The 17,121-nt window shown below is 71.8% G+C and carries 18 protein-coding genes; 7 read left to right on the top strand and 11 right to left on the bottom strand.

The window, feature by feature from the left end:
* Window positions 1-16: 16 nt before the first annotated feature.
* Window positions 17-256 (top strand): hypothetical protein, encoded by a 240-nt coding sequence (locus tag AB5J73_RS33230; protein ID WP_370962689.1) that lies wholly within the window; start codon window positions 17-19, stop codon window positions 254-256.
* Here the strand turns inward: AB5J73_RS33230 and AB5J73_RS33225 are convergent.
* Both AB5J73_RS33225 and AB5J73_RS33220 read right to left on the bottom strand, forming a co-directional pair.
* Complete coding sequence (locus AB5J73_RS33225; protein WP_370962687.1) at window positions 228-869, bottom strand: hypothetical protein; 642 nt, start codon at window positions 867-869, stop codon at window positions 228-230. The genes AB5J73_RS33230 and AB5J73_RS33225 overlap by 29 nt on opposite strands.
* A 2-nt stretch (window positions 870-871) precedes the next feature.
* Complete coding sequence (locus AB5J73_RS33220; RefSeq protein ID WP_370973414.1) at window positions 872-1,438, bottom strand: MBL fold metallo-hydrolase; 567 nt, start codon at window positions 1,436-1,438, stop codon at window positions 872-874.
* Window positions 1,439-1,585: 147 nt separating this feature from the next.
* On the opposite strand from AB5J73_RS33220, the gene AB5J73_RS33215 reads away from it, so the two are divergent.
* The 4 genes from AB5J73_RS33215 (at window position 1,586) to AB5J73_RS33200 (ending at window position 4,735) form a co-directional block, all read left to right on the top strand.
* Entirely contained in the window at window positions 1,586-2,461 is an 876-nt protein-coding gene (locus AB5J73_RS33215) for a peptidylprolyl isomerase (protein ID WP_370962685.1), read from the top strand.
* Window positions 2,461-3,240 (top strand): aminotransferase class IV family protein, encoded by a 780-nt coding sequence (locus AB5J73_RS33210; RefSeq protein WP_370962683.1) that lies wholly within the window; start codon window positions 2,461-2,463, stop codon window positions 3,238-3,240. The genes AB5J73_RS33215 and AB5J73_RS33210 overlap by 1 nt, the downstream gene beginning before the upstream one ends.
* Window positions 3,241-3,313: 73 nt before the next feature.
* Window positions 3,314-4,096: a hypothetical protein gene (locus AB5J73_RS33205; RefSeq protein ID WP_370962682.1), complete on the top strand. Its 783-nt coding sequence runs from the start codon at window positions 3,314-3,316 to the stop codon at window positions 4,094-4,096.
* A gap of 75 nt (window positions 4,097-4,171) precedes the next feature.
* Window positions 4,172-4,735 carry a hypothetical protein gene (locus tag AB5J73_RS33200; RefSeq protein WP_370962681.1) on the top strand — a complete coding sequence of 188 codons (564 nt, stop codon included), beginning with the start codon at window positions 4,172-4,174 and terminating at the stop codon, window positions 4,733-4,735.
* A 22-nt stretch (window positions 4,736-4,757) separates the two neighbouring features.
* On the opposite strand, the gene AB5J73_RS33195 is transcribed toward AB5J73_RS33200, so the two are convergent.
* Entirely contained in the window at window positions 4,758-5,537 is a 780-nt protein-coding gene (locus tag AB5J73_RS33195; protein WP_370962680.1) for an enoyl-CoA hydratase-related protein, read from the bottom strand.
* A 73-nt stretch (window positions 5,538-5,610) separates the two neighbouring features.
* Between AB5J73_RS33195 and AB5J73_RS33190 the strand changes: the two genes are divergently transcribed.
* A complete protein-coding gene (locus AB5J73_RS33190) occupies window positions 5,611-6,450 on the top strand; it encodes an alpha/beta fold hydrolase (RefSeq protein WP_370962679.1) in 840 nt (279 codons plus the stop codon).
* A 30-nt stretch (window positions 6,451-6,480) separates the two neighbouring features.
* On the opposite strand, the gene AB5J73_RS33185 is transcribed toward AB5J73_RS33190, so the two are convergent.
* The 4 genes from AB5J73_RS33185 to AB5J73_RS33170 all read right to left on the bottom strand — a co-directional run bounded on the left by AB5J73_RS33185 (window position 6,481) and on the right by AB5J73_RS33170 (window position 9,621).
* Window positions 6,481-6,822: a hypothetical protein gene (locus AB5J73_RS33185; protein WP_370962678.1), complete on the bottom strand. Its 342-nt coding sequence runs from the start codon at window positions 6,820-6,822 to the stop codon at window positions 6,481-6,483.
* The gene (locus AB5J73_RS33180; protein WP_370962677.1) at window positions 6,822-8,486 is read right to left on the bottom strand and encodes a hypothetical protein; all 1,665 of its coding nucleotides are present in this window, start codon (window positions 8,484-8,486) and stop codon (window positions 6,822-6,824) included. The genes AB5J73_RS33185 and AB5J73_RS33180 overlap by 1 nt, the downstream gene beginning before the upstream one ends.
* Before the next feature lie 139 nt (window positions 8,487-8,625).
* On the bottom strand, window positions 8,626-8,850 hold the full coding sequence (locus tag AB5J73_RS33175; RefSeq protein WP_370962676.1) for a helix-turn-helix transcriptional regulator: 225 nt from the start codon (window positions 8,848-8,850) through the stop codon (window positions 8,626-8,628).
* 333 nt (window positions 8,851-9,183) lie between these two features.
* The gene (locus AB5J73_RS33170; RefSeq protein ID WP_370962674.1) at window positions 9,184-9,621 is read right to left on the bottom strand and encodes a MarR family winged helix-turn-helix transcriptional regulator; all 438 of its coding nucleotides are present in this window, start codon (window positions 9,619-9,621) and stop codon (window positions 9,184-9,186) included.
* A gap of 51 nt (window positions 9,622-9,672) precedes the next feature.
* Between AB5J73_RS33170 and AB5J73_RS33165 the strand changes: the two genes are divergently transcribed.
* Window positions 9,673-10,938, top strand: coding sequence for an amidohydrolase family protein (locus AB5J73_RS33165; RefSeq protein ID WP_370962673.1), 1,266 nt, complete (start codon window positions 9,673-9,675; stop codon window positions 10,936-10,938).
* On the opposite strand, the gene AB5J73_RS33160 is transcribed toward AB5J73_RS33165, so the two are convergent.
* The 4 genes from AB5J73_RS33160 to secD all read right to left on the bottom strand — a co-directional run bounded on the left by AB5J73_RS33160 (window position 10,935) and on the right by secD (window position 17,015).
* The gene (locus AB5J73_RS33160) at window positions 10,935-13,289 is read right to left on the bottom strand and encodes a bifunctional (p)ppGpp synthetase/guanosine-3',5'-bis(diphosphate) 3'-pyrophosphohydrolase (protein ID WP_370962672.1); all 2,355 of its coding nucleotides are present in this window, start codon (window positions 13,287-13,289) and stop codon (window positions 10,935-10,937) included. The two genes, AB5J73_RS33165 and AB5J73_RS33160, sit on opposite strands and share 4 nt — an antisense overlap.
* Window positions 13,290-13,479: 190 nt before the next feature.
* Window positions 13,480-13,998 (bottom strand): adenine phosphoribosyltransferase, encoded by a 519-nt coding sequence (locus tag AB5J73_RS33155; RefSeq protein ID WP_370962671.1) that lies wholly within the window; start codon window positions 13,996-13,998, stop codon window positions 13,480-13,482.
* Window position 13,999: 1 nt separating this feature from the next.
* Window positions 14,000-15,217, bottom strand: coding sequence for a protein translocase subunit SecF (secF, locus tag AB5J73_RS33150; RefSeq protein ID WP_370962670.1), 1,218 nt, complete (start codon window positions 15,215-15,217; stop codon window positions 14,000-14,002).
* 1 nt (window position 15,218) lies between these two features.
* Complete coding sequence (gene secD, locus AB5J73_RS33145) at window positions 15,219-17,015, bottom strand: protein translocase subunit SecD (RefSeq protein ID WP_370962669.1); 1,797 nt, start codon at window positions 17,013-17,015, stop codon at window positions 15,219-15,221.
* Window positions 17,016-17,121 lie beyond the last annotated feature (106 nt).

The following is a 17,121-nucleotide window of genomic DNA, read 5'->3' as shown; positions in this document are numbered from 1 at the left end:
GGGGTAGGAAAGCCCCATGTTCCTGTTCGCCGGACCGCGGTGCCTCGTGCGAGGCGCGTTGCGGGTGGTCACGGGCGCCGTCCAGGCCGTGGAATCCCTGCCGCGCATCGCGGCCGCTCTGGAGGACGTCCGCGCCACGCTGCACCACGTCGAGCGCCTCGCCGCCTACATCGCGCAGGAGGTGCCGGAGCTCGTCTACCAGCTCGAGCAGCTGCGCGAAGCGGACGTCAGTCGAGAGTCGCCACGAACCGGCTGACGGCTTCCATCGTGAAGCGCTGCACGTACTTCCCCGACGGCGCCACCGACGCCAGCCGGTAGAGCGGGCGCTCCGCCACGCCGGAGCCGCGCGCTTCGGCCTTCAGCTCGGCGACCAGCAGCTCGCCGAAGACGAGGCCGTTCGCCTCGGTGTTGTTCATCAGCGCGTTCGCCAGCTTCCGCAGCTGCAGGATGCCCAGCTCGCGCCCGCCGGTGCCGGAGAACACCGCGAGGTCGACCTTCGCGACCTTGCCGCGCTGACCGGCGTTGACCAGCAGGCTGACCGTGCGGCTGCCCCGGACGTCGCCGACGACGAGGTCGAGCCGGGTCGCGGTGACCAGGTCGACCCGGCGCAGGCCCCAGGTGCGCACGAGCAGCGTCGAGCCCTCCAGCCAGACGCGGCGCCGGATGCTGACCGCCATCACGTACAGCAGCGGCAGGGCGATCACCAGCGCGACGACCAGCCCGGTCACCGTGCCGCCGATCAGCCCGGCGATGCCGCCGAACGCCGCGGCCACGATGACCACGCCGATCAGGCCCGAGATCCCCCGGCGCCGCCGCCCGCGCGGGTCCTCCTCGAAGAGCGCGATCCGCTCGGTCGTCTCCCCGGCCATGTTCACGCCCCCGTCCCGGCGAGGAACGGGTTGCCCGCGCGTTCCCGGCCGATCGTCGTCGCCGGGCCGTGGCCCGGCAGCACCACCGTGTCGTCCGGCAGGCTCACCAGCAGCTCCCGCACCGCTCCCGCCACGTCGCCGCGGCCCACCGACCCGGCGAACAGCGTGTCGCCGGTCAGCGCGAGCCGGCCGCCCTCCGCCGTCTCCAGGACGAGCACCACCGACCCCGGGGTGTGCCCGGGCGCGGGCCGGACGTCGATGTCCAGCCCGGCGAACGTCCCGGTCTCGAGCGGGACGCTGGCACCGTCGTGGAGCTGGGCGTCGGCGGGGTGCAGGTGCAGCGGGACGCCGTGCCCGGCCGACAGCGAGGCGGCCGAAGCGACGTGGTCCGGGTGCCCGTGGGTGGCCACGAGGGCCGCCGGGACCAGCCGGTGCTCGGCCAGCGCGGCGGCCAGCGGACCGGCCACGTCCTGCCCCGGATCCACGACCACGCACGGCCCGCCGGCGGCCTCCGCCAGCAGGTAGCAGTTGGCCTGCAGCGGGCCGCTGCCGAACCCGACGACGAGCACCGAACGCCTCCCGGACATCCGCGCCGGATGGCGCCGATCACGATCGGGTTGAGACTAGCGGGCCCTGTACATGGTCCTCACAGGCTGTGCCCATACACTGCCGCTACCTCAGACGTGTGACACGAGCGGAAACCTGGAGGGTACGGGGTGGCGACCAACCAGCAGCGCCGCGAAGCTGCGAAGCGCAAGCTCGAGAGGCAGCTCGAGCGCCGATTGGAGCAGCAGAAGCGACGCCGGAGGATCGGCGCCGGTGTCGTCGGCGTGGCGGTCCTCGTCGTCGCGGGCGTGGTGGTGTGGATCGTCAGCGCCAACGGCGGGGAAAACACCGACACCGCGGCGTCGTCGTCGGCCACGCCGCCGCCGACCGAAGTCCAGATCCCGACGCAGCGCACCGCGCTGCCGAAGCGGGCCACGGCGCTGCCGAACCCGACGACGTGCGACTTCAAGGCCGACACGACGGGCAGCAAGGCGCCGAAGAAGGTGAACACGCCCGACGGCAAGAACGTCCCGTCGACCGGCACGGTGAACGTGACGCTCAAGAGCACCGCGGGCGACATCCCGCTGACGCTCGACCGGGCCCTCGCGCCCTGCGCCGTGCAGAGCTTCATCAGCCTCGCGAAGCAGAACTTCTACAACGACACCATGTGCCACCGGCTCGGCACCGAAGGCCTGCAGATGCTGCAGTGCGGTGACCCGTCGGCCACCGGTGACCCGACGACCGACGGCCAGGGCGGCCCCGGCTACACGATGCCGGACGAGGCGTTCCCGGAGATCAAGTACGGCCGCGGCATCCTCGCCATGGCGAAGACGTCCGCCCCGAACTCCGGCGGCAGCCAGTTCTTCATGGTCTACGGCAACGCCGAAGGCCTCCCGGCGGACTACTCGGTGTTCGGCAGCATCAGCGACGAGGGCCTGAAGGTGCTCGACGCGGTCGCCAAGGCGGGCATCGCGAACCCGAACCCGCAGGACGGCACCGGGACGCCGACCAAGCAGGTCAAGTTCACGGGCGTCACCGTCCAGTAGTGCCGCCCCGCTACGAGCTGAACGGGGATCCGCTCGGCCCGGACGCCGCGCTCGCGGGAATGGTCTCCTACGGCCACTTCACCGCGATGCAGGTCCGGGACGGGCGGGTCCGCGGGCTCGCGTTCCACCTCGAACGGCTCGCGGCGAGCACCCGGCTGCTGTTCGGCACCGACCTCGACGTCGACCAGGTGCGCTCCTACGTCCGGCAGGCGATCGACGGCGAACCGGCGCTTTCGGTGCGGGTTCTGGTGCTCACGCGCTCGTTCGCCGAACCGATGACGCCGGAAATCCTGGTTCGCACGCTCCCGCCGCACGCGCCCGACCCGGCGCCGCTGCGCCTGCGGACGGTCCGCTACGAGCGGGATCTGCCCCAGGTGAAGCATCTGGGCACGTTCGGGCTGATCCACCACTCCCGCCAAGCCGCGCTGGCCGGGTTCGACGACGCGTTGTTCGTCGACCACGCCGGACGGATCAGCGAAGCGTCGATCTGGAACACCGGTTTCCTGGCCGGCGACACGATCGTGTGGCCGGAAGCCGCGGTGCTGCCCGGGATCACGATGCTGGTGCAGCAGGAAGCCCTGCGGCGCCTCGGCGTCCCGCAGGAGACGCGCGAAGTCCGGCCCGCCGACCTCCGCGATTTCGACGCGGTGTTCGTGACGAACTCGGAAACGCCCGGCCGCCCGGTCGCCGCCGTGGACGACCTCGTCCTGCCGCCCGCGGACGGCGCGGTGGCGTTGCTCGCGAAGGCCTACGAAACCGTTCCCTGGGACGAGATCTGAACCGCGTCCGCACCGGCCCCGTGTAGGGGGCAACACCGGAACCCGCCGGGGTCGCCGGGGAGAGGTGCCGACCATGGCCGAAAACCGGGCTTCCGCGGTGCGCCGCGTCCTCGGGCGGGCCGGGCAAGCCGGTGCCGCCGGTGTCCTCTTCGCGATGCTCGCCGGGGGCCCGGCGCTCGCGCAGACCGCGCCGCCCCCGCCGTCGGTCAAGTACTACATCGTGCCGCACGCCGACAACCCGGACGACATCACGCTGTTCAAGATCGCCGAACGCGCGCTCGGCGACGGGAACCGGTTCGCGGAGATCTTCCGGCTCAACCAGGGCAGGCCGCGGCCCGACGGCACGCCGTTCACCGACGCCACCCGGATCGAGCCGGGCCAGGTGCTTCAGCTGCCGGAGGACGCCAAGGACCCCGCCGTGCGGTTCGGCCCGTTGCCGGCCGTGCCCGCGCCGGTGGCGCCCCCGGTGGCGGCCGAAGCGCCGGCCGGGATCAGCGCCGGGCTGGCGTCGGCCGTCAGCGGCTCCGGTGGCCTGCTGACCGGCCTGCTCGCCGGGCTCTGGTGGCGGCGGCGCCCGCAGCTCGTCCCGCCGCCGCCGTTCGAACCGCTCGAACCGCCGGGCCCGGAAGACGACGGCAGCGGCTCGGTCTCCGGCACGCTGCCGATCCCGGTCGTGCCGGAGGTGCTGCGGCCGGAACCGATCACCGCCGAGCACTCGATCATCGTGCTCGACACCGCCGAGACGCAGGTGATCGCCGCGGTCCGGCCGGGCTCGCGGTTCCACTTCAAGCTGGGCGGGCCACCCGATTTCGCCGACGGCTCGACCGTGCTCGTCGTCGACGACGACGGGCGGTGACCGGCCCTGCGCTGAACGGCTCAACCGGCGCCGGAACTCTGGCCTTCGGCCCGCCGGTGCCGCAATAGTCGAACGATGACCTCGGATCCGTTCGGGACCCTGCGCAAGGCGCTGTGGATCGGCGGCGCCCCGTGGACCGGGAAGTCCACGGTCGCGCGCCTGCTGGCCGACCGCCACGGGCTGACCACCTACCACCACGACGACCGCGCGCGCCCCGAGACCGCGCCGGGCGGCGACATCCCGGCCGGCGAGCAGCTGACCGCGGTGCTGGCCGAGTTCGAGCAGCGGTTCCAGCGGGCGCTGGACGAGCTGCGCGCGTGGGAATCCCCGCGCCCGATCGTCGCCGAAGGCGGGGGCCTGCACCCGGAACTGGTGGCCCCGCTGGTGGATTCGCCGCGCCGGATGGTGGTGCTGGTGCCGACCGAGCTGTTCCGCCAGCACCAGCTGCGCCACCGGCCGGACGAGCCGACCATCCCGGAGCAGCGCAGCCGGCTGACGCGCGACCGGATGCTGGCCGCGCAGGCGGTCCGCGCCGCACGGGCCCGCGGTATCCGGGTCATCGAAATCGACGGCAGGCTCGACCCCGCGGGCGTCACCGACGTGGTCGCCGAGCACTTCCGCGAGTACCTCGGCGCCTGACTTTCCCCGCGGTGCGGGGACTTCAGCGGAAGGTGAAGCGCGGCGGGCGGCGCTCGAGGAACGCGGCGACGCCCTCCGCGTAGTCCTCGCCGTGCAGGGCCTCCGACCGGATCTCCTCGACCTCCGCGTCCGGGGTCTCCTGGCCGGCGACGATCTTCTCGATGATCCGGTTCATCCCGCGGATCGAGGCCTGCGAACGCGAGCACAGCGTCGCGATGAACTCCGCCGTCGAAGCCTCCAGCGAATCCGCCGGGAAGACGTCGTCGAGGAGGCCGATCTCGCGCGCGCGGCCCGCGGTGATCAGCTCGCCCGAGAGCAGGAAGTACTTGGCGTGCGCCGGGCCGACCAGGGACACCAGCTGGCGCGTCGAATCGAAGTGGTAGACGATGCCGAGCTTCGCCGGGGTGATGCCGAACCGGGAACCTTCGGCGGCGAACCGGAAGTCGCAGGCGACCGAGACCTGGCAGCCGCCGCCGATGCAGTTGCCCTGGATCATCGCCACCGAGGGCTTGCGCATCGAGGTCAGCGCCGCCACCGCGCCCTCGACCGCCTTGTCGTAGCTCGCCGCGCCCTCCGCCGTCGTGCGCAGCTCGCCGAACTCGCTGATGTCGGCGCCCGCCGAGAAGTGCTTGCCGGCCCCGGCGATCAGCAGCACCTTCAGCGCCGGGTCGGCCTCCACCTCGGCCACCACGTCCGGGACCGCCGACCACATGCCGTAGGTGATCGCGTTCATCTTCTCCGGCCGGGTCAGCGTGAGGCGGGCGACTTCGCCGTCGCGCGTCAGGTCGAATCCGTCGGTCATGAACCGCACCCTAGCTTCTCGCCCTCAGCGAAACCTGCGGTGTGTGACGTGGTCGTGTCGCTAGCTTGGGGCCATGGCGATGATCGAGGTGGGCGGCGCGGCGTTCGGCTACGACGAAGCGGGCGAGGGGCCCGCGGTCGTGCTGCTGCACGCGGCGATCGGCGACCGCCGGATGTGGGACGCCCAGTTCACCGCGCTCGCCGCCACGCACCGGGTGATCCGCTACGACCGCCGCGGGTTCGGCGAAACCGCCGACGGCCCCGGCGAGTTCGCCCACTACGAGGACCTGCTGGCCCTGCTCGATGCCCGGGGGATCGAGCAGGCCGCGCTCGTCGGGGCGTCCATGGGCGGGGCGTGCGCGCTGGACGCCGCCCTCGCCGCACCGGAGCGGATCACCCGGATCGCCCTGCTCGGCTCCGGCCTCACCGGGCACGAGTGGCCGGACCACATGCAGGCGGACATCGCGCGCCTGACGGCCGAGGTGCTGCCGGCCGACCGGCTCGCCCGCTACCGCGCCCGCGAAGGCGACGTCGACCCGGCGGACGTGCGGGCGATGGCGGAGGCCAACATCCGCTACCTGGTCGCCGGCCCGGCGCGGGACGTGTCGGTGCTGCCGGTGGAAATGGTGGCGCTGGTGCGGGAAATGTGCGAGCAGGTGTACCGCCACGACTGGACGGCTCCACAGTGGACGGAGCGGATCCCGGACACCCGGCACCGGCTGGCCGAGATCACGCCCCCCGCGCTGGTGGTGATCGGGACGGCCGACGCGCCCGGCCTGGTCGAGCTGTCCGAGCACCTGGCGGCGTCGCTGCCGGACGCGGAGTTCGTCGAACTCGCCGGCACCGGGCACCTGCCGTCGATGGAACGCCCGGCCGAGGTCACCGCACTGCTGCGCAAGTTCCTCCAGCGGTGAGCCCGAGCAGCCGGGCCGTCCGGAATGGACTCAGGTGAAGATCTTCTGCACCTGGTCGGAGATCTTCGCCACCAGTTCCGAGAACTGCACGAGCCCGCCCAGCAGGCCCTTCACCTTCTCCCACCGGCTGCGCACCACCGCCGGCTCGGCGGCGTCGCCCGCGCGCAGGTCCGCGGCCAGGTCCGTCAGCGTGTCCTCCAGCACCTCCTGCTTGGCCAGCTCCTTGCCGCGCACCTCGGCCGTCAGACGCTCGACGAGGTCCAGCAGCGACGAGACCGCGGCCTCGCCCCCGCCGCCGTCGATGCCCGTCTGGCTGATGTCGCCCGAGTTGTCGCCGCCGATGCTGACCTTGTTCGAAATCCGGTGTCCCATCAGGTCTCCGTCCTGGTCGCGTCGTCGGGCTTGCCGGGCGGGCGCCGGCGCTGGCCGCGCACCCCGGTCTGGCTGATCGGGGCGCGGTTGTCGCCCTCGATGGTGATGTCGTTGTTGATCACGACCGCCGCCTGCTCGTCGAACTTGGCCGTGGAGAACCCGGCGTCGCCGAGGAGCTTGCCGATCGCCGGCAGGAGCCGGCTTTCGATGATCTTCTCGTAGCGTTCGATGTCGACGAGCTGGAAGTAGTCGGTGAACTTGTTCACCGACCCCAGTTCGCGCAACGTGCGCGCGGTGCCGTAACGGTCCGGGTCGAGGACCCCGGGCTCGCGGCCGGGCCGGCGGATCCACGAGGCGAGGTTCGCGACCCGGCCCGGCAGGCTCGCCGGCATCTCCAGCCACGCCAGCAGTCCCTGGCCGAACGGGCGCAGCGAGTCCGGCCGCATCTTGTCCACCGCGCGGTACTCGGCCTTGACCGGCGGCAGCATGAACGGCGTCCATTCGACGTACAGCGTCGTGTCGTCCACCGCGACGTGCAGGAACGTCGTCAGCACCAGCTCCCGGTCCCAGGTTTCGACCTGGAAGCACAGGTAGTAGCGCGCCCATTCCTTCGGCTCGGTCCGCAGCTGCTCGACGTGCGCCTCGGTCAGCCGCGTGTGCGGCGGGTACTCGATGTCCGGCAGGTAGGCCGCGGCTTCCGGCTCCGCCAGGTGGTCGATGAGCTCCGCGGCCGGGGTGAACACCGCCTCCGTCACGGTCAGCCCGGCCAGCCGGCGGTCCGGCGACAGCGCGCTCGAGTTGCGGAGGTTCCCGATCGCCGCGCGGATCCCTTCGTACAGCGCCTCGGTGGTGAGCTCCGGCCGGGTCTCCGGGGCGTCTTCGCCGTCTTCGACCCGCTCCAGCGGGATCGCCATGGACCAGGCCGCGCGCCGGAACCCGGCGCCCACGAAGGGGTTGTAGCCGCGGTACACCACCAGGGGCGCGCCGGGCGCACCGGCGAATTCGTCTTCCCGCCGGTACCGGCCGAGCTGCTCGCGGAAGTCTTCGGTGAACGCCCCGGTGAGCCGGCCGGTGTCGGGCGCCGGCGGGGCGAGGCGCCGGAAGCGGGTCGTCAGCAGGTTCCACAGCGACCACCGCTCGATCGTCACCACCACGAGCACCACCACGGCGAGCACGATGCCGACGACGAGCCGGGCCGTGTCGCCGCCCGAGGTCTCGTCGTAGTAGTCCTCGTACCTCGCGGCGTACCGGCTGCGGTCGTCGGCGAAGAGGTCGTCCGAGAAGGTCAGCAGCAGCCAGACGGTCACGATGGAAAAGCCGATCGCGACGAGCGTCTTGGGGTTGAAGGTGCGCTGCGTCGCGTAGGCGGTCTTGCCCGCCCGCGCCGCCACGAACAGGACCGAGACGACGATCCAGGCGTACAGCAGCACGTTGTCCCACGACAGCGAGGCGACGACGGCCATCAGCAGCACCAGGATCACGTCGTAGTTCTTCCGGCGCGCCCGGGCCCGCACCGCCTCGGTGAGCACGCGGCCCGCGTCGATCCCCGGCGTCGCCGGGACCGGCCGGGTGGGTTCGACGAGGAATTCCTTGATCGCCCGCGTGCTGTAGCCGGGGTCGAGGTAGGCCGCCGCGCACAGGTACCGCGTGGTGTCGTCGGACATGCTGCTCCCTCCGGCGCAACCGCGCATTTCCGGCACCTGCAATTTGCAGACCGTAGCATGCCATCGTCGATTCCGGGGACGGCATTTTCGCCCTGGTACCGCGGTTCCGGGAATCGTCGAAGGACAATTCCCGGACACGTCAAGACAACAGCTTCGCCGTCAGTTCCCCGCGACTGCGGACGCCCGTCTTGCCGAACACCGACTTGAGGTGGTCCTGCACCGTGTGGGCCGAGATGGCCGGCCGCTCCGCGATGTCCACTGTGGACAAACCGGCCAGCACCTCGCGGCAGACGGCACGCTCGCGGGCGGTCAGGCCGTAGGCCGCGAACAGCACGCTCGGCAGCTCGGCGACCTCGCGCCGCACGCCCTGCGCCCGGCCCTCCCCATGGACGCAGTATGCGCGCACCGCGCGGCCGCGGATATCCCGGAATCCGGGGATACCCCGCCGCTCCCCCGGTTCCCAGCGTCGGCGGCATGACCCACTTCAGCTCCCCCGGGGGTCGGCCCGGAACCCGACACCGGAGAGCCCTTCGAGGTGTCCGAAGTCGACGCACCCCGCGAGCCCACGGTCCCGCCGCACGCCGAACCCTGGGCGAGGGCCTTCTACGTGCCGCACGGGCGGATCACCGTCTACGTCGACGGCGAACTGCACGACCTCGGCCCCGGCGCCGCTGGGGGCACTGGTGGCCGCCCTCTTCTAACCGGGCTCGACGCGCTCGATCAGCTGCTCGCTCCACTCCCGGATGGCCGCGGCCTGCCCGGGCGTGAGCCGGTCGAGGACGAGCCTGCGGACGTTGCCGCCGTGGGCCCGGGTGGCCCGCTCCGCCGTCCGGCGGCCTTCGGCGGTCAGCTCGACGCCGGTGCGGCGGCCGGTCGCCCCGTCCTCGGCCCGCGCCACCAGGCCGCGGTTCTCCATGCGCGTCAGCAGGTGCGAGACACGGCTCTTCTCCCAGTCGAGCGCGTCGGCGAGCTCGCCGACGCGCATCGGCGCGCTCAGCCTCATCAGCACGCTGAACTCGGCCTTCGAGATGCCGCAGTCGCGTTGCAGCCCCCGGTCGAGTTCGCGGACGAGCAGGCGCTGGGCGCGCATCCAGGTGTCCCAGAACGCCCAGTCCTCGGTGCTCAGCTCCGCCATGCCGCCAGTCTACGCTAGAGTTGACACGTCAACTCTTGGGGAAGGACACCGATGAAGACTCTGGTTCAGGGCGGCGTGGTGCTCAGCGTGGATCCCGTCGTGGGCACGCTCCCGCGCGGGGACGTGCTCATCGAAGACGGCCGGATCGCCGCCGTCGCCCCGGCGATCGACGGCACCGGCGCCGAGATCGTCGACGCCACCGGCAAGATCGTCCTGCCGGGTTTCGTGGACACCCACCGCCACACCTGGCAAACGGCGTTCCGCGGGCTCGGCGCCGGCTGGACGTTCGGCCAGTACCGCACCGCCGTGCACGGCACACTCAAGCCGCACTACCGGCCGGAGGACGTCCACCTGGGCAACCTCCTCGGCCGCCTCGAAGCCCTCAGCTCCGGCGTCACGACCATGCTCGACTGGTTCCACTGCGCCACCGGCCCGGAGCACGCCGACGCCGCGATCGCCGGGCTGCGCGAGGCGCCCGGCCACTCGATCTTCTGCTACGGCGCCGACGGGCCGGACATCGAGCCGGAGATCCGGCGCGTCCGGAAGCTGCTGCCGGGCGACGACATGGCACTGGGCCTGCGCGGGCCGGTGATGTCCACAATGGACGAAACGGCGGCGGATGTCGCGCTGGCGCGGGAACTCGGGCTCCCGGTGAGCACGCACGTCCACGGCACCGGCGGCTGGCCGCACGGCGACCGGCCGATCGCCGGCCTGGCGGAGCGCGGGCTGCTCGACGACCGCACGACCGTCGTGCACGGCAACGGGCTCTCCGACGACCAGCTGGCGATGCTCGCCGACGCGGGTGCTTCGGTGTCGATCAGCCCGGACGCCGAGCTGAAGATGGGCTTCGAGCCGCTCATCACCGGCCGGGCGCTGGCCGCCGGGCTGCGGCCGTCGCTGTCGATCGACGACTGCCCGTCCGCGGGCGGCGACCTGTTCGGGGCCATGCGCACGGTGTTCGCGGTGGACCGCGGCATCCCGCCGCGGGACATCCTCGCGTTCGCCACCGTGGACGGTGCCCGTGCCTGCGGGCGGGGTTCCCGGACCGGCAGCCTGACCGTCGGCAAGGACGCCGACCTGGTCCTGCTCGACGCCCAGGACCTGTCGGTCTTCCCCGTCGGCGATCCGGCCGGCACGATCGTCTCCGCCGGTCACCCCGGCATCGTGGACAGCGTCTTCGTCGCCGGAAAGGCCGTCAAGCGCGACGGCCGGCTGCTCGGCGTCGACCTGCCGGCCCTGCGCGCCCGGCTCCTGGCGTCGCGAGACCGGATCGCCGCCGCCGCCGGGATCGCCGTCGACGGTTCGTGGGTGCCCTAGGAAGCCGACGTCACGCGGTAGACGTCGTAGACGCCTTCCACGCCGCGGACCACCTTGAGGACGTGGCCGAGGTGCTTCGGGTCGCCCATCTCGAACGAGAAGCGGCTGACCGCGACCCGGTCGCGGGACGTGGTCACCGACGCGGACAGGATGTTGACCTTTTCGTCGGCCAGCACCTTGGTGACGTCGGAGAGGAGCCGGTGCCGGTCGAGCGCCTCGACCTGGATGGCCACCAGGAACACCGACGACGCCGACGGCGCCCACTCGACCTCGACCAGCCGCTCGGGCTGGGACTGCAGGTCACCGGCGTTCGTGCAGTCCGTGCGGTGCACCGAAACGCCGCCGCCGCGGGTCACGAACCCGAGGATCTCGTCGCCCGGCACCGGGGTGCAGCAGCGCGCGAGCTTCGCCCAGACGTCGCTGGCGCCCTTGACCACCACACCGACGTCGTTGGAGCCGCGGCGCCGGGTGACGGTCGAGGGCGTCGCACGCTCGGCGAGCTCCTCCTCCGCCGCGTCGACCCCGCCGATGAGGGCGACCAGCCGCTGCACGACGTGCTTCGCGCTGGTGTGGCCCTCCCCGACCGCCGCGTAGAGCGACGAGATGTCGGCGTGGCGCAGCTCGGTGGCGACCGCGCCCATCGACTCCGCGGAGACCAGCCGCTGGATCGGCAGGCCGACCTTGCGGATCTCCTTGGTGATGGCTTCCTTGCCGCCTTCGATCGCCTCGTCGCGGCGTTCCTTGGCGAACCACTGCCGGATCTTCGCGCGGGCCTTCGGCGAGCCGGCGAACTGCAGCCAGTCGCGCGACGGCCCGGCGTTCTCCGCCTTCGACGTGAAGATCTCGACGACTTCGCCGTTTTCCAGCTTGCGTTCGAGCGCGACCAGGCGGCCGTTGACGCGGGCGCCGATGCAGCGGTGCCCGACCTCGGTGTGCACCGCGTAGGCGAAGTCGACCGGCGTGGACTCCACCGGCAGCGTGATCACGTCGCCCTTCGGCGTGAACACGAAGATCTCGCGGGAGGCCAGTTCGTAGCGCAGGGACTCGAGGAAGTCGCCCGGGTCCGCGGCTTCCCGCTGCCAGTCGAGGAGCTGGCGCATCCACGCCATCTCGTCGACGTCCATGGCGTTGCCGTTGTGCGTGCCCTTGGTTTCCTTGTAGCGCCAGTGCGCGGCGATGCCGTACTCGGCGGTGCGGTGCATCTCGTAGGTGCGGATCTGCACCTCGAGGGGCTTGCCGTCCGGGCCGATCACCGTCGTGTGCAGCGACTGGTAGACGCCGAAGCGCGGTTGCGCGATGTAGTCCTTGAACCGGCCGGGCACCGGCTGCCACAGCGCGTGCACGACGCCCATCGCCGCGTAGCAGTCGCGGACGTCCTCGACCAGAATCCGCACGCCGACCAGGTCGTGGATGTCGTCCAGGTCGCGGCCGCGGACGATCATCTTCTGGTGGATCGAGTAGTAGTGCTTCGGCCGGCCCTCGACCTTCGCGGTGATCCGCGACGAGACGAGGTTGCTGGTCAGGTCGGTGATGACCGACCGCAGGTAGATGTCCCGCGAGGGCGCGCGGTCGGCGACCAGGCGGACGATTTCGTCGTACTTCTTGGGCTGCAGGATCGCGAACGCGAGGTCTTCCAGCTCCCACTTGACCGTGGCCATGCCCAGGCGGTGGGCCAGCGGGGCGAGCACTTCGAGCGTTTCGCGGGCCTTGCGGGCCTGCTTCTCCGGCGGCAGGAAGCGCATGGTGCGCATGTTGTGCAGCCGGTCGGCGAGCTTGATGACCAGGACGCGCGGGTCCTTGGCCATCGCGATGACCATCTTGCGGATGGTCTCGGCCTCGGCGGACGTGCCGAGCTTGACCTTGTCCAGCTTCGTGACGCCGTCGACGAGTTCGGCGACCTTCTCCCCGAAGTCGGCCTTCAGGCTCTCGACGGCGTAGCCGGTGTCCTCGACCGTGTCGTGCAGCAGCGCCGCGACCAGGGTGGTGGTGTCCATGCCCAGCTCGGCGAGGATGGTGGCGACGGCGAGCGGGTGGGTGATGTAGGGGTCACCGGACTTGCGCCGCTGGTTCCGGTGCAGCTCCTCGGCGACGTCGTAGGCGCGCTGGAGCAGCCCGAGGTCGGCGTTGGGGTGCAGCTCGCGGTGGATGACGGCGAGGGGTTCGAGGACCTGCTTGACCGGGGCGGCGCGCTGCGCGGTGATCCGCCGGGCCAGGCGGGCCCGGACGCGGCGGGTCGCGGACGGGTTCGGCGCCGCGCCGTTCGGCTTCGGCGGCGCGGGCTGTGCCGCCGCCTGCCCGTTCTGCTGGGCGCCCTCTTGCGCGGGCACCGCGGCGTCGAGCTCCTGGCTCACCCGCACCTCCTGCTGCTCGTGCGGCCTTCGGACCACCAGGGTAGCCGTTGCGCCTCGTAGCCCTGTCGGGTGCGCCCGTTCAGGGGGATGCCGAGGCCCCGACCAGCGGGTTCGCCACCACGGCGGTGACGAAAGTCATGAGGGGCACCTTCCTGGCTTCGAAAGCCGGGAAGGTGCCCCTCATGGCACGTCAGCAGGTCCGGAGGGCGTGGACCTTCCGGTCGCCGAGGACCCCGCGGCCGCCCAGCGCACCCAGCTCGAGGACCACCGAAACGCCGTCGACGACCGCGCCGGCGTCCTCCAGGAGCTTGCCGGTCGCGGCCACCGTGCCGCCGGTGGCCAGGACGTCGTCCAGGATCGCGATCCGCTGGCCCGGCCGGACCACGCCGGCCGGCAGCTCGACCGTCGCCGTGCCGTACTCCAGCGCGTAGTCGACGCGGCCCGCGACCTGCGGGAGCTTGCCCGGCTTGCGGATCAGCACCACGCCGAGGCCGCGGGCGTACCCGACAGCCGCGGCGAGGAGGAACCCGCGGGCTTCCACGCCCGCGAGCGCCTCGACGCCCGGGTCGAGCGTGCCGGCCAGCGCGTCGGTGACCGCCTTGAACCCGCCCGCGTCCGCGAAGAGCGGGCTCAGGTCGCGGAACAGCACGCCGGGCTCGGGGAAGTCCGGCACCTCGGCGATCAGGCCGAGGGCCTCGTCCAGCTCCACGTCAGCGCTTCCGCTTGCCCGCCGGGCGCTGCTTCTGGATCCGGGCGGGGACGCTGGCCGCGGCCGCGTACGCCTTCTCCTTGCGCAGCTCCTTGGCCAGGGCGTCGTCGTCCGAGGCGTCGAAGTCCTCGCCGCCCGCGGCCTTGCGCTCCTGGTTGAGGCGGCGCTGGCGGACGCGCTCGGCCTGCTGCGCGTACTTCGGGTCGCGCATCTTGAAGTCGACCAGCAGCGGCGTGGCCAGCGCGACCGACGACAGGACGCCGACGAGGGTACCGGTCAGCTGCACCAGCGCCAGGTCCTGCAGCGTGCCCGAGCCGAGCAGCACGTACCCGACGATCAGCAGGCCCAGGATCGGCAGCAGCGCGATGAACGCCGTGTTGAACGACCGCATCAGGGTCTGGTTCAGCGCCAGGTTCGCGGCCTCGCCGTACGTGCGGCGGGTCAGCCCGAGCAGGCCGCGCGTGTTCTCGCGGACCTTGTCGAACACCACCACCGTGTCGTAGAGCGAGAACCCGAGGATCGTCAGGAGGCCGATCACCGTCGCCGGCGTGACCTCGAAGCCGATCAGCGAGTACACGCCCGCGGTGACCAGGATGTCGTGCAGCAGCGAGACGAGCGCCGCCACCGCCATCCGCGCGTCGAAGTAGATCGCCAGGAAGATGACGACCGCGACGAGGAAGACCCCGAGCGCGATCAGCGCCTTCTGCGAGATCTCCCCGCCCCACGACGCGCTCACCGCGCTGTCGCTGATCGTCTGCGCGCTGGGCTGGCCGTTGCCCGCCTTCGGCCCGAGGTCGGTGAACAGGCCCTGCTTGAGCTTGGCGACGTCGGCCGCGTTCAGCGTGTCGGTTCGGATCTGGATGGTCGCCGCGTTGCCGGTGCCGACCTTCTGCGCCTCCGAGGCCGGGCGGCCGAGCGCCTTCTGGAACGACTCCTTCGCCTGCTCCTCGGTGATCACGCCGTGGATGCCGTTGGCCGGCATCTGGATCTGCGTGCCGCCCTCGAACTCGATGCCGAGGTTGAAGCCGCGGAACACCATCGACGCGAGGCAGACCAGCACCAGCGCGGCGAAGAACATGTACCAGCGCTTGCGCTTGCCGACGACGTCGAACGCGCCGGTGCCGACGTACAGCCGGTGGAAGACGCTTTCCTTCTTGCCGGGCTTGGCCGCCACCTTGGCGTTGCCCTCGGCGTCCGTGCCCAGTTCTTCGACCCCCACGTCAGGCCTCCTTCACGTTCGCGCGGCCGACCGAGGTCGCCTTCTTCCGCTGCGAACCCAATTGCTGCACGGCGCCGAGACCCAGGTGCCTCGGATTGGACAGGAACGCGTTCTTCGACGTGGACACGATGGCCACCAGCGGGTGCGTCACCAGGTACACGACCACCAGGTCGAGCACCGTGGACATGCCGAGGGTGAACGCGAAGCCCTGGACGTCGCCGACCGCGATGACGTACAGGATGGCCGCGGCCAGGAAGCTCACCGCGTCCGAAGCCAGGATGGTGCGCCGGGCGCGGACCCAGCCGCGCGGCACCGCGGACCGGAACGTCCGGCCCTCCCGGATCTCGTCCTTGAGCCGTTCGAAGTAGATGACGAACGAGTCCGCCGTGATCCCGATGGCGATGATCAGGCCGGCGATGCCCGCGAGGTCCAGCGTGTAGCCGATCCAGCGGCCGAGCAGCACCAGCACCGCGAACACCAGCGCGCCGGACAGGGCCAGCGACAGGATGGTGAGCACGCCGAGCAGCCGGTAGTAGAACAGGCAGTAGACGAACACGACCAGCAGGCCGATGCCGCCGGCGATGAGGCCGGCCTGCAGCGACGCGAGGCCGAGGGTCGCCGATACCGTGGTCGCGTCCGACGAGGCGAACGACAGCGGCAGCGAGCCGTACTTGAGGATGTCCGAGAGATCCTTCGCCTCGGTCTGCGTGAACTTGCCGGTGATCTGGGTGTTGCCGTCGAGGATGGCCACCTGGATGTTCGGCGCGGACACGACCTGCGTGTCGAGGACGAACGCGGCCTGCTGGCCGGTGTTCTTCGAGGTGAAGTCGGCCCAGGTCTTGGTGCCCTCGCTCTTGAAGCTGAGGTTCACCACCCACTGGCCGCGCTGCGAGTCGTAGCCCGAGGTCGAGTCGGCGATCTCGGTGCCCGGCAGGAACTCCGGCTCCAGCAGGTACTTGTACGTGTCGTGGTCACCGCAGGCGACCAGCGGCAGCTTCGGGTCGTCGTTGCCCTCGAGGGGGTCCTTGGCGTTGGGCGCGCAGGTCAGCGACGCCATCGCCTTCGCGACGAGCTCCTGGTTCGCCTGGCCGTCGGCGCCGATCAGCTTCGGGTCCTGGCGCACCGCCTTCGCGGCCTGGATCTGCTTCGCGGTCTCGGCGTCGACCGAGCCGTCCGACGGGGCCGGCGCCTGGCTCGACGACGGCGGCGGCGTGGCGCTGCTGCTCGGGGCGGCCGGGGTGCTCGGCTGCTGCGCGGGCGCGGCGGCGGCCCCGCCACCACCGGCGGCCGGGCTCGACGGCGGCGCGCTCGACGAAGCGGGCGGCGCGGAGCTGCTCGGCGCACCGGAGGTCGGTGCGCCCGACGTCGGCGTGCCGGTGGCCGGCGGCGGGGTCGTCGTCTGCGGCGGCACGACCGGCTGGGTCGCGTTCGCGACGACCTTCCGGAAGCCCAGCTTCGCGGTCTTGCCCAGGTTCTTCGCCTGGTCGCCCTGCTCACCGGGGACGGTGATGACGACGTTGTTGCCGTCGAGGAGGACCTCGGTGCCGCTGACGCCGATCCCGTTGACGCGCCGTTCGATGATCTGGCGCGCCTGGTTCAGGGACTCCCGGGTCGGCTGGCCGCCGTCGGGGGTGCGGGCGGTGAGCGTGACCCGGGTGCCGCCCTGCAGGTCGATGCCCAGCTTCGGGGTCGGCTTGTGGTTGCCGGTGAGGAACACCAGCGCGTACAGCACGATCACGATCAGGGCGAACAGGGCGAGATAGCGTCCCGGGCGGAGATGCCCGGCTGAAGCTGCCACAGTGCTTCGGTCTCCTCGGACGGGGTGGACCCCAACGTTGCGGTGCCCGCCCGGAGGGTTACCGGGAGGGACTGTGTGCGATTCACTCCCGGGCACGGGTATGACG

Source organism: Amycolatopsis sp. cg9 (assembly GCF_041346945.1).
Lineage (GTDB): Bacteria > Actinomycetota > Actinomycetes > Mycobacteriales > Pseudonocardiaceae > Amycolatopsis.
This window is presented reverse-complemented; position numbering and strand designations above follow the sequence as displayed.

Bases quoted from the DNA above. Each gene is read 5' to 3' on its own strand.
- AB5J73_RS33200 (WP_370962681.1), top strand. From the start codon at position 4,172: ATGACCTCGGATCCGTTCGGGACCCTGCGCAAGGCGCTGTGGATCGGC.
- AB5J73_RS33190 (WP_370962679.1), top strand. From the start codon at position 5,611: ATGGCGATGATCGAGGTGGGCGGCGCGGCGTTCGGCTACGACGAAGCG.
- AB5J73_RS33205 (WP_370962682.1), top strand. From the start codon at position 3,314: ATGGCCGAAAACCGGGCTTCCGCGGTGCGCCGCGTCCTCGGGCGGGCC.
- AB5J73_RS33165 (WP_370962673.1), top strand. From the start codon at position 9,673: ATGAAGACTCTGGTTCAGGGCGGCGTGGTGCTCAGCGTGGATCCCGTC.
- AB5J73_RS33195 (WP_370962680.1), bottom strand. From the start codon at position 5,537: ATGACCGACGGATTCGACCTGACGCGCGACGGCGAAGTCGCCCGCCTC.
- AB5J73_RS33170 (WP_370962674.1), bottom strand. From the start codon at position 9,621: ATGGCGGAGCTGAGCACCGAGGACTGGGCGTTCTGGGACACCTGGATG.
- AB5J73_RS33180 (WP_370962677.1), bottom strand. From the start codon at position 8,486: ATGTCCGACGACACCACGCGGTACCTGTGCGCGGCGGCCTACCTCGAC.
- AB5J73_RS33230 (WP_370962689.1), top strand. From the start codon at position 17: ATGTTCCTGTTCGCCGGACCGCGGTGCCTCGTGCGAGGCGCGTTGCGG.
- AB5J73_RS33225 (WP_370962687.1), bottom strand. From the start codon at position 869: ATGGCCGGGGAGACGACCGAGCGGATCGCGCTCTTCGAGGAGGACCCG.
- AB5J73_RS33185 (WP_370962678.1), bottom strand. From the start codon at position 6,822: ATGGGACACCGGATTTCGAACAAGGTCAGCATCGGCGGCGACAACTCG.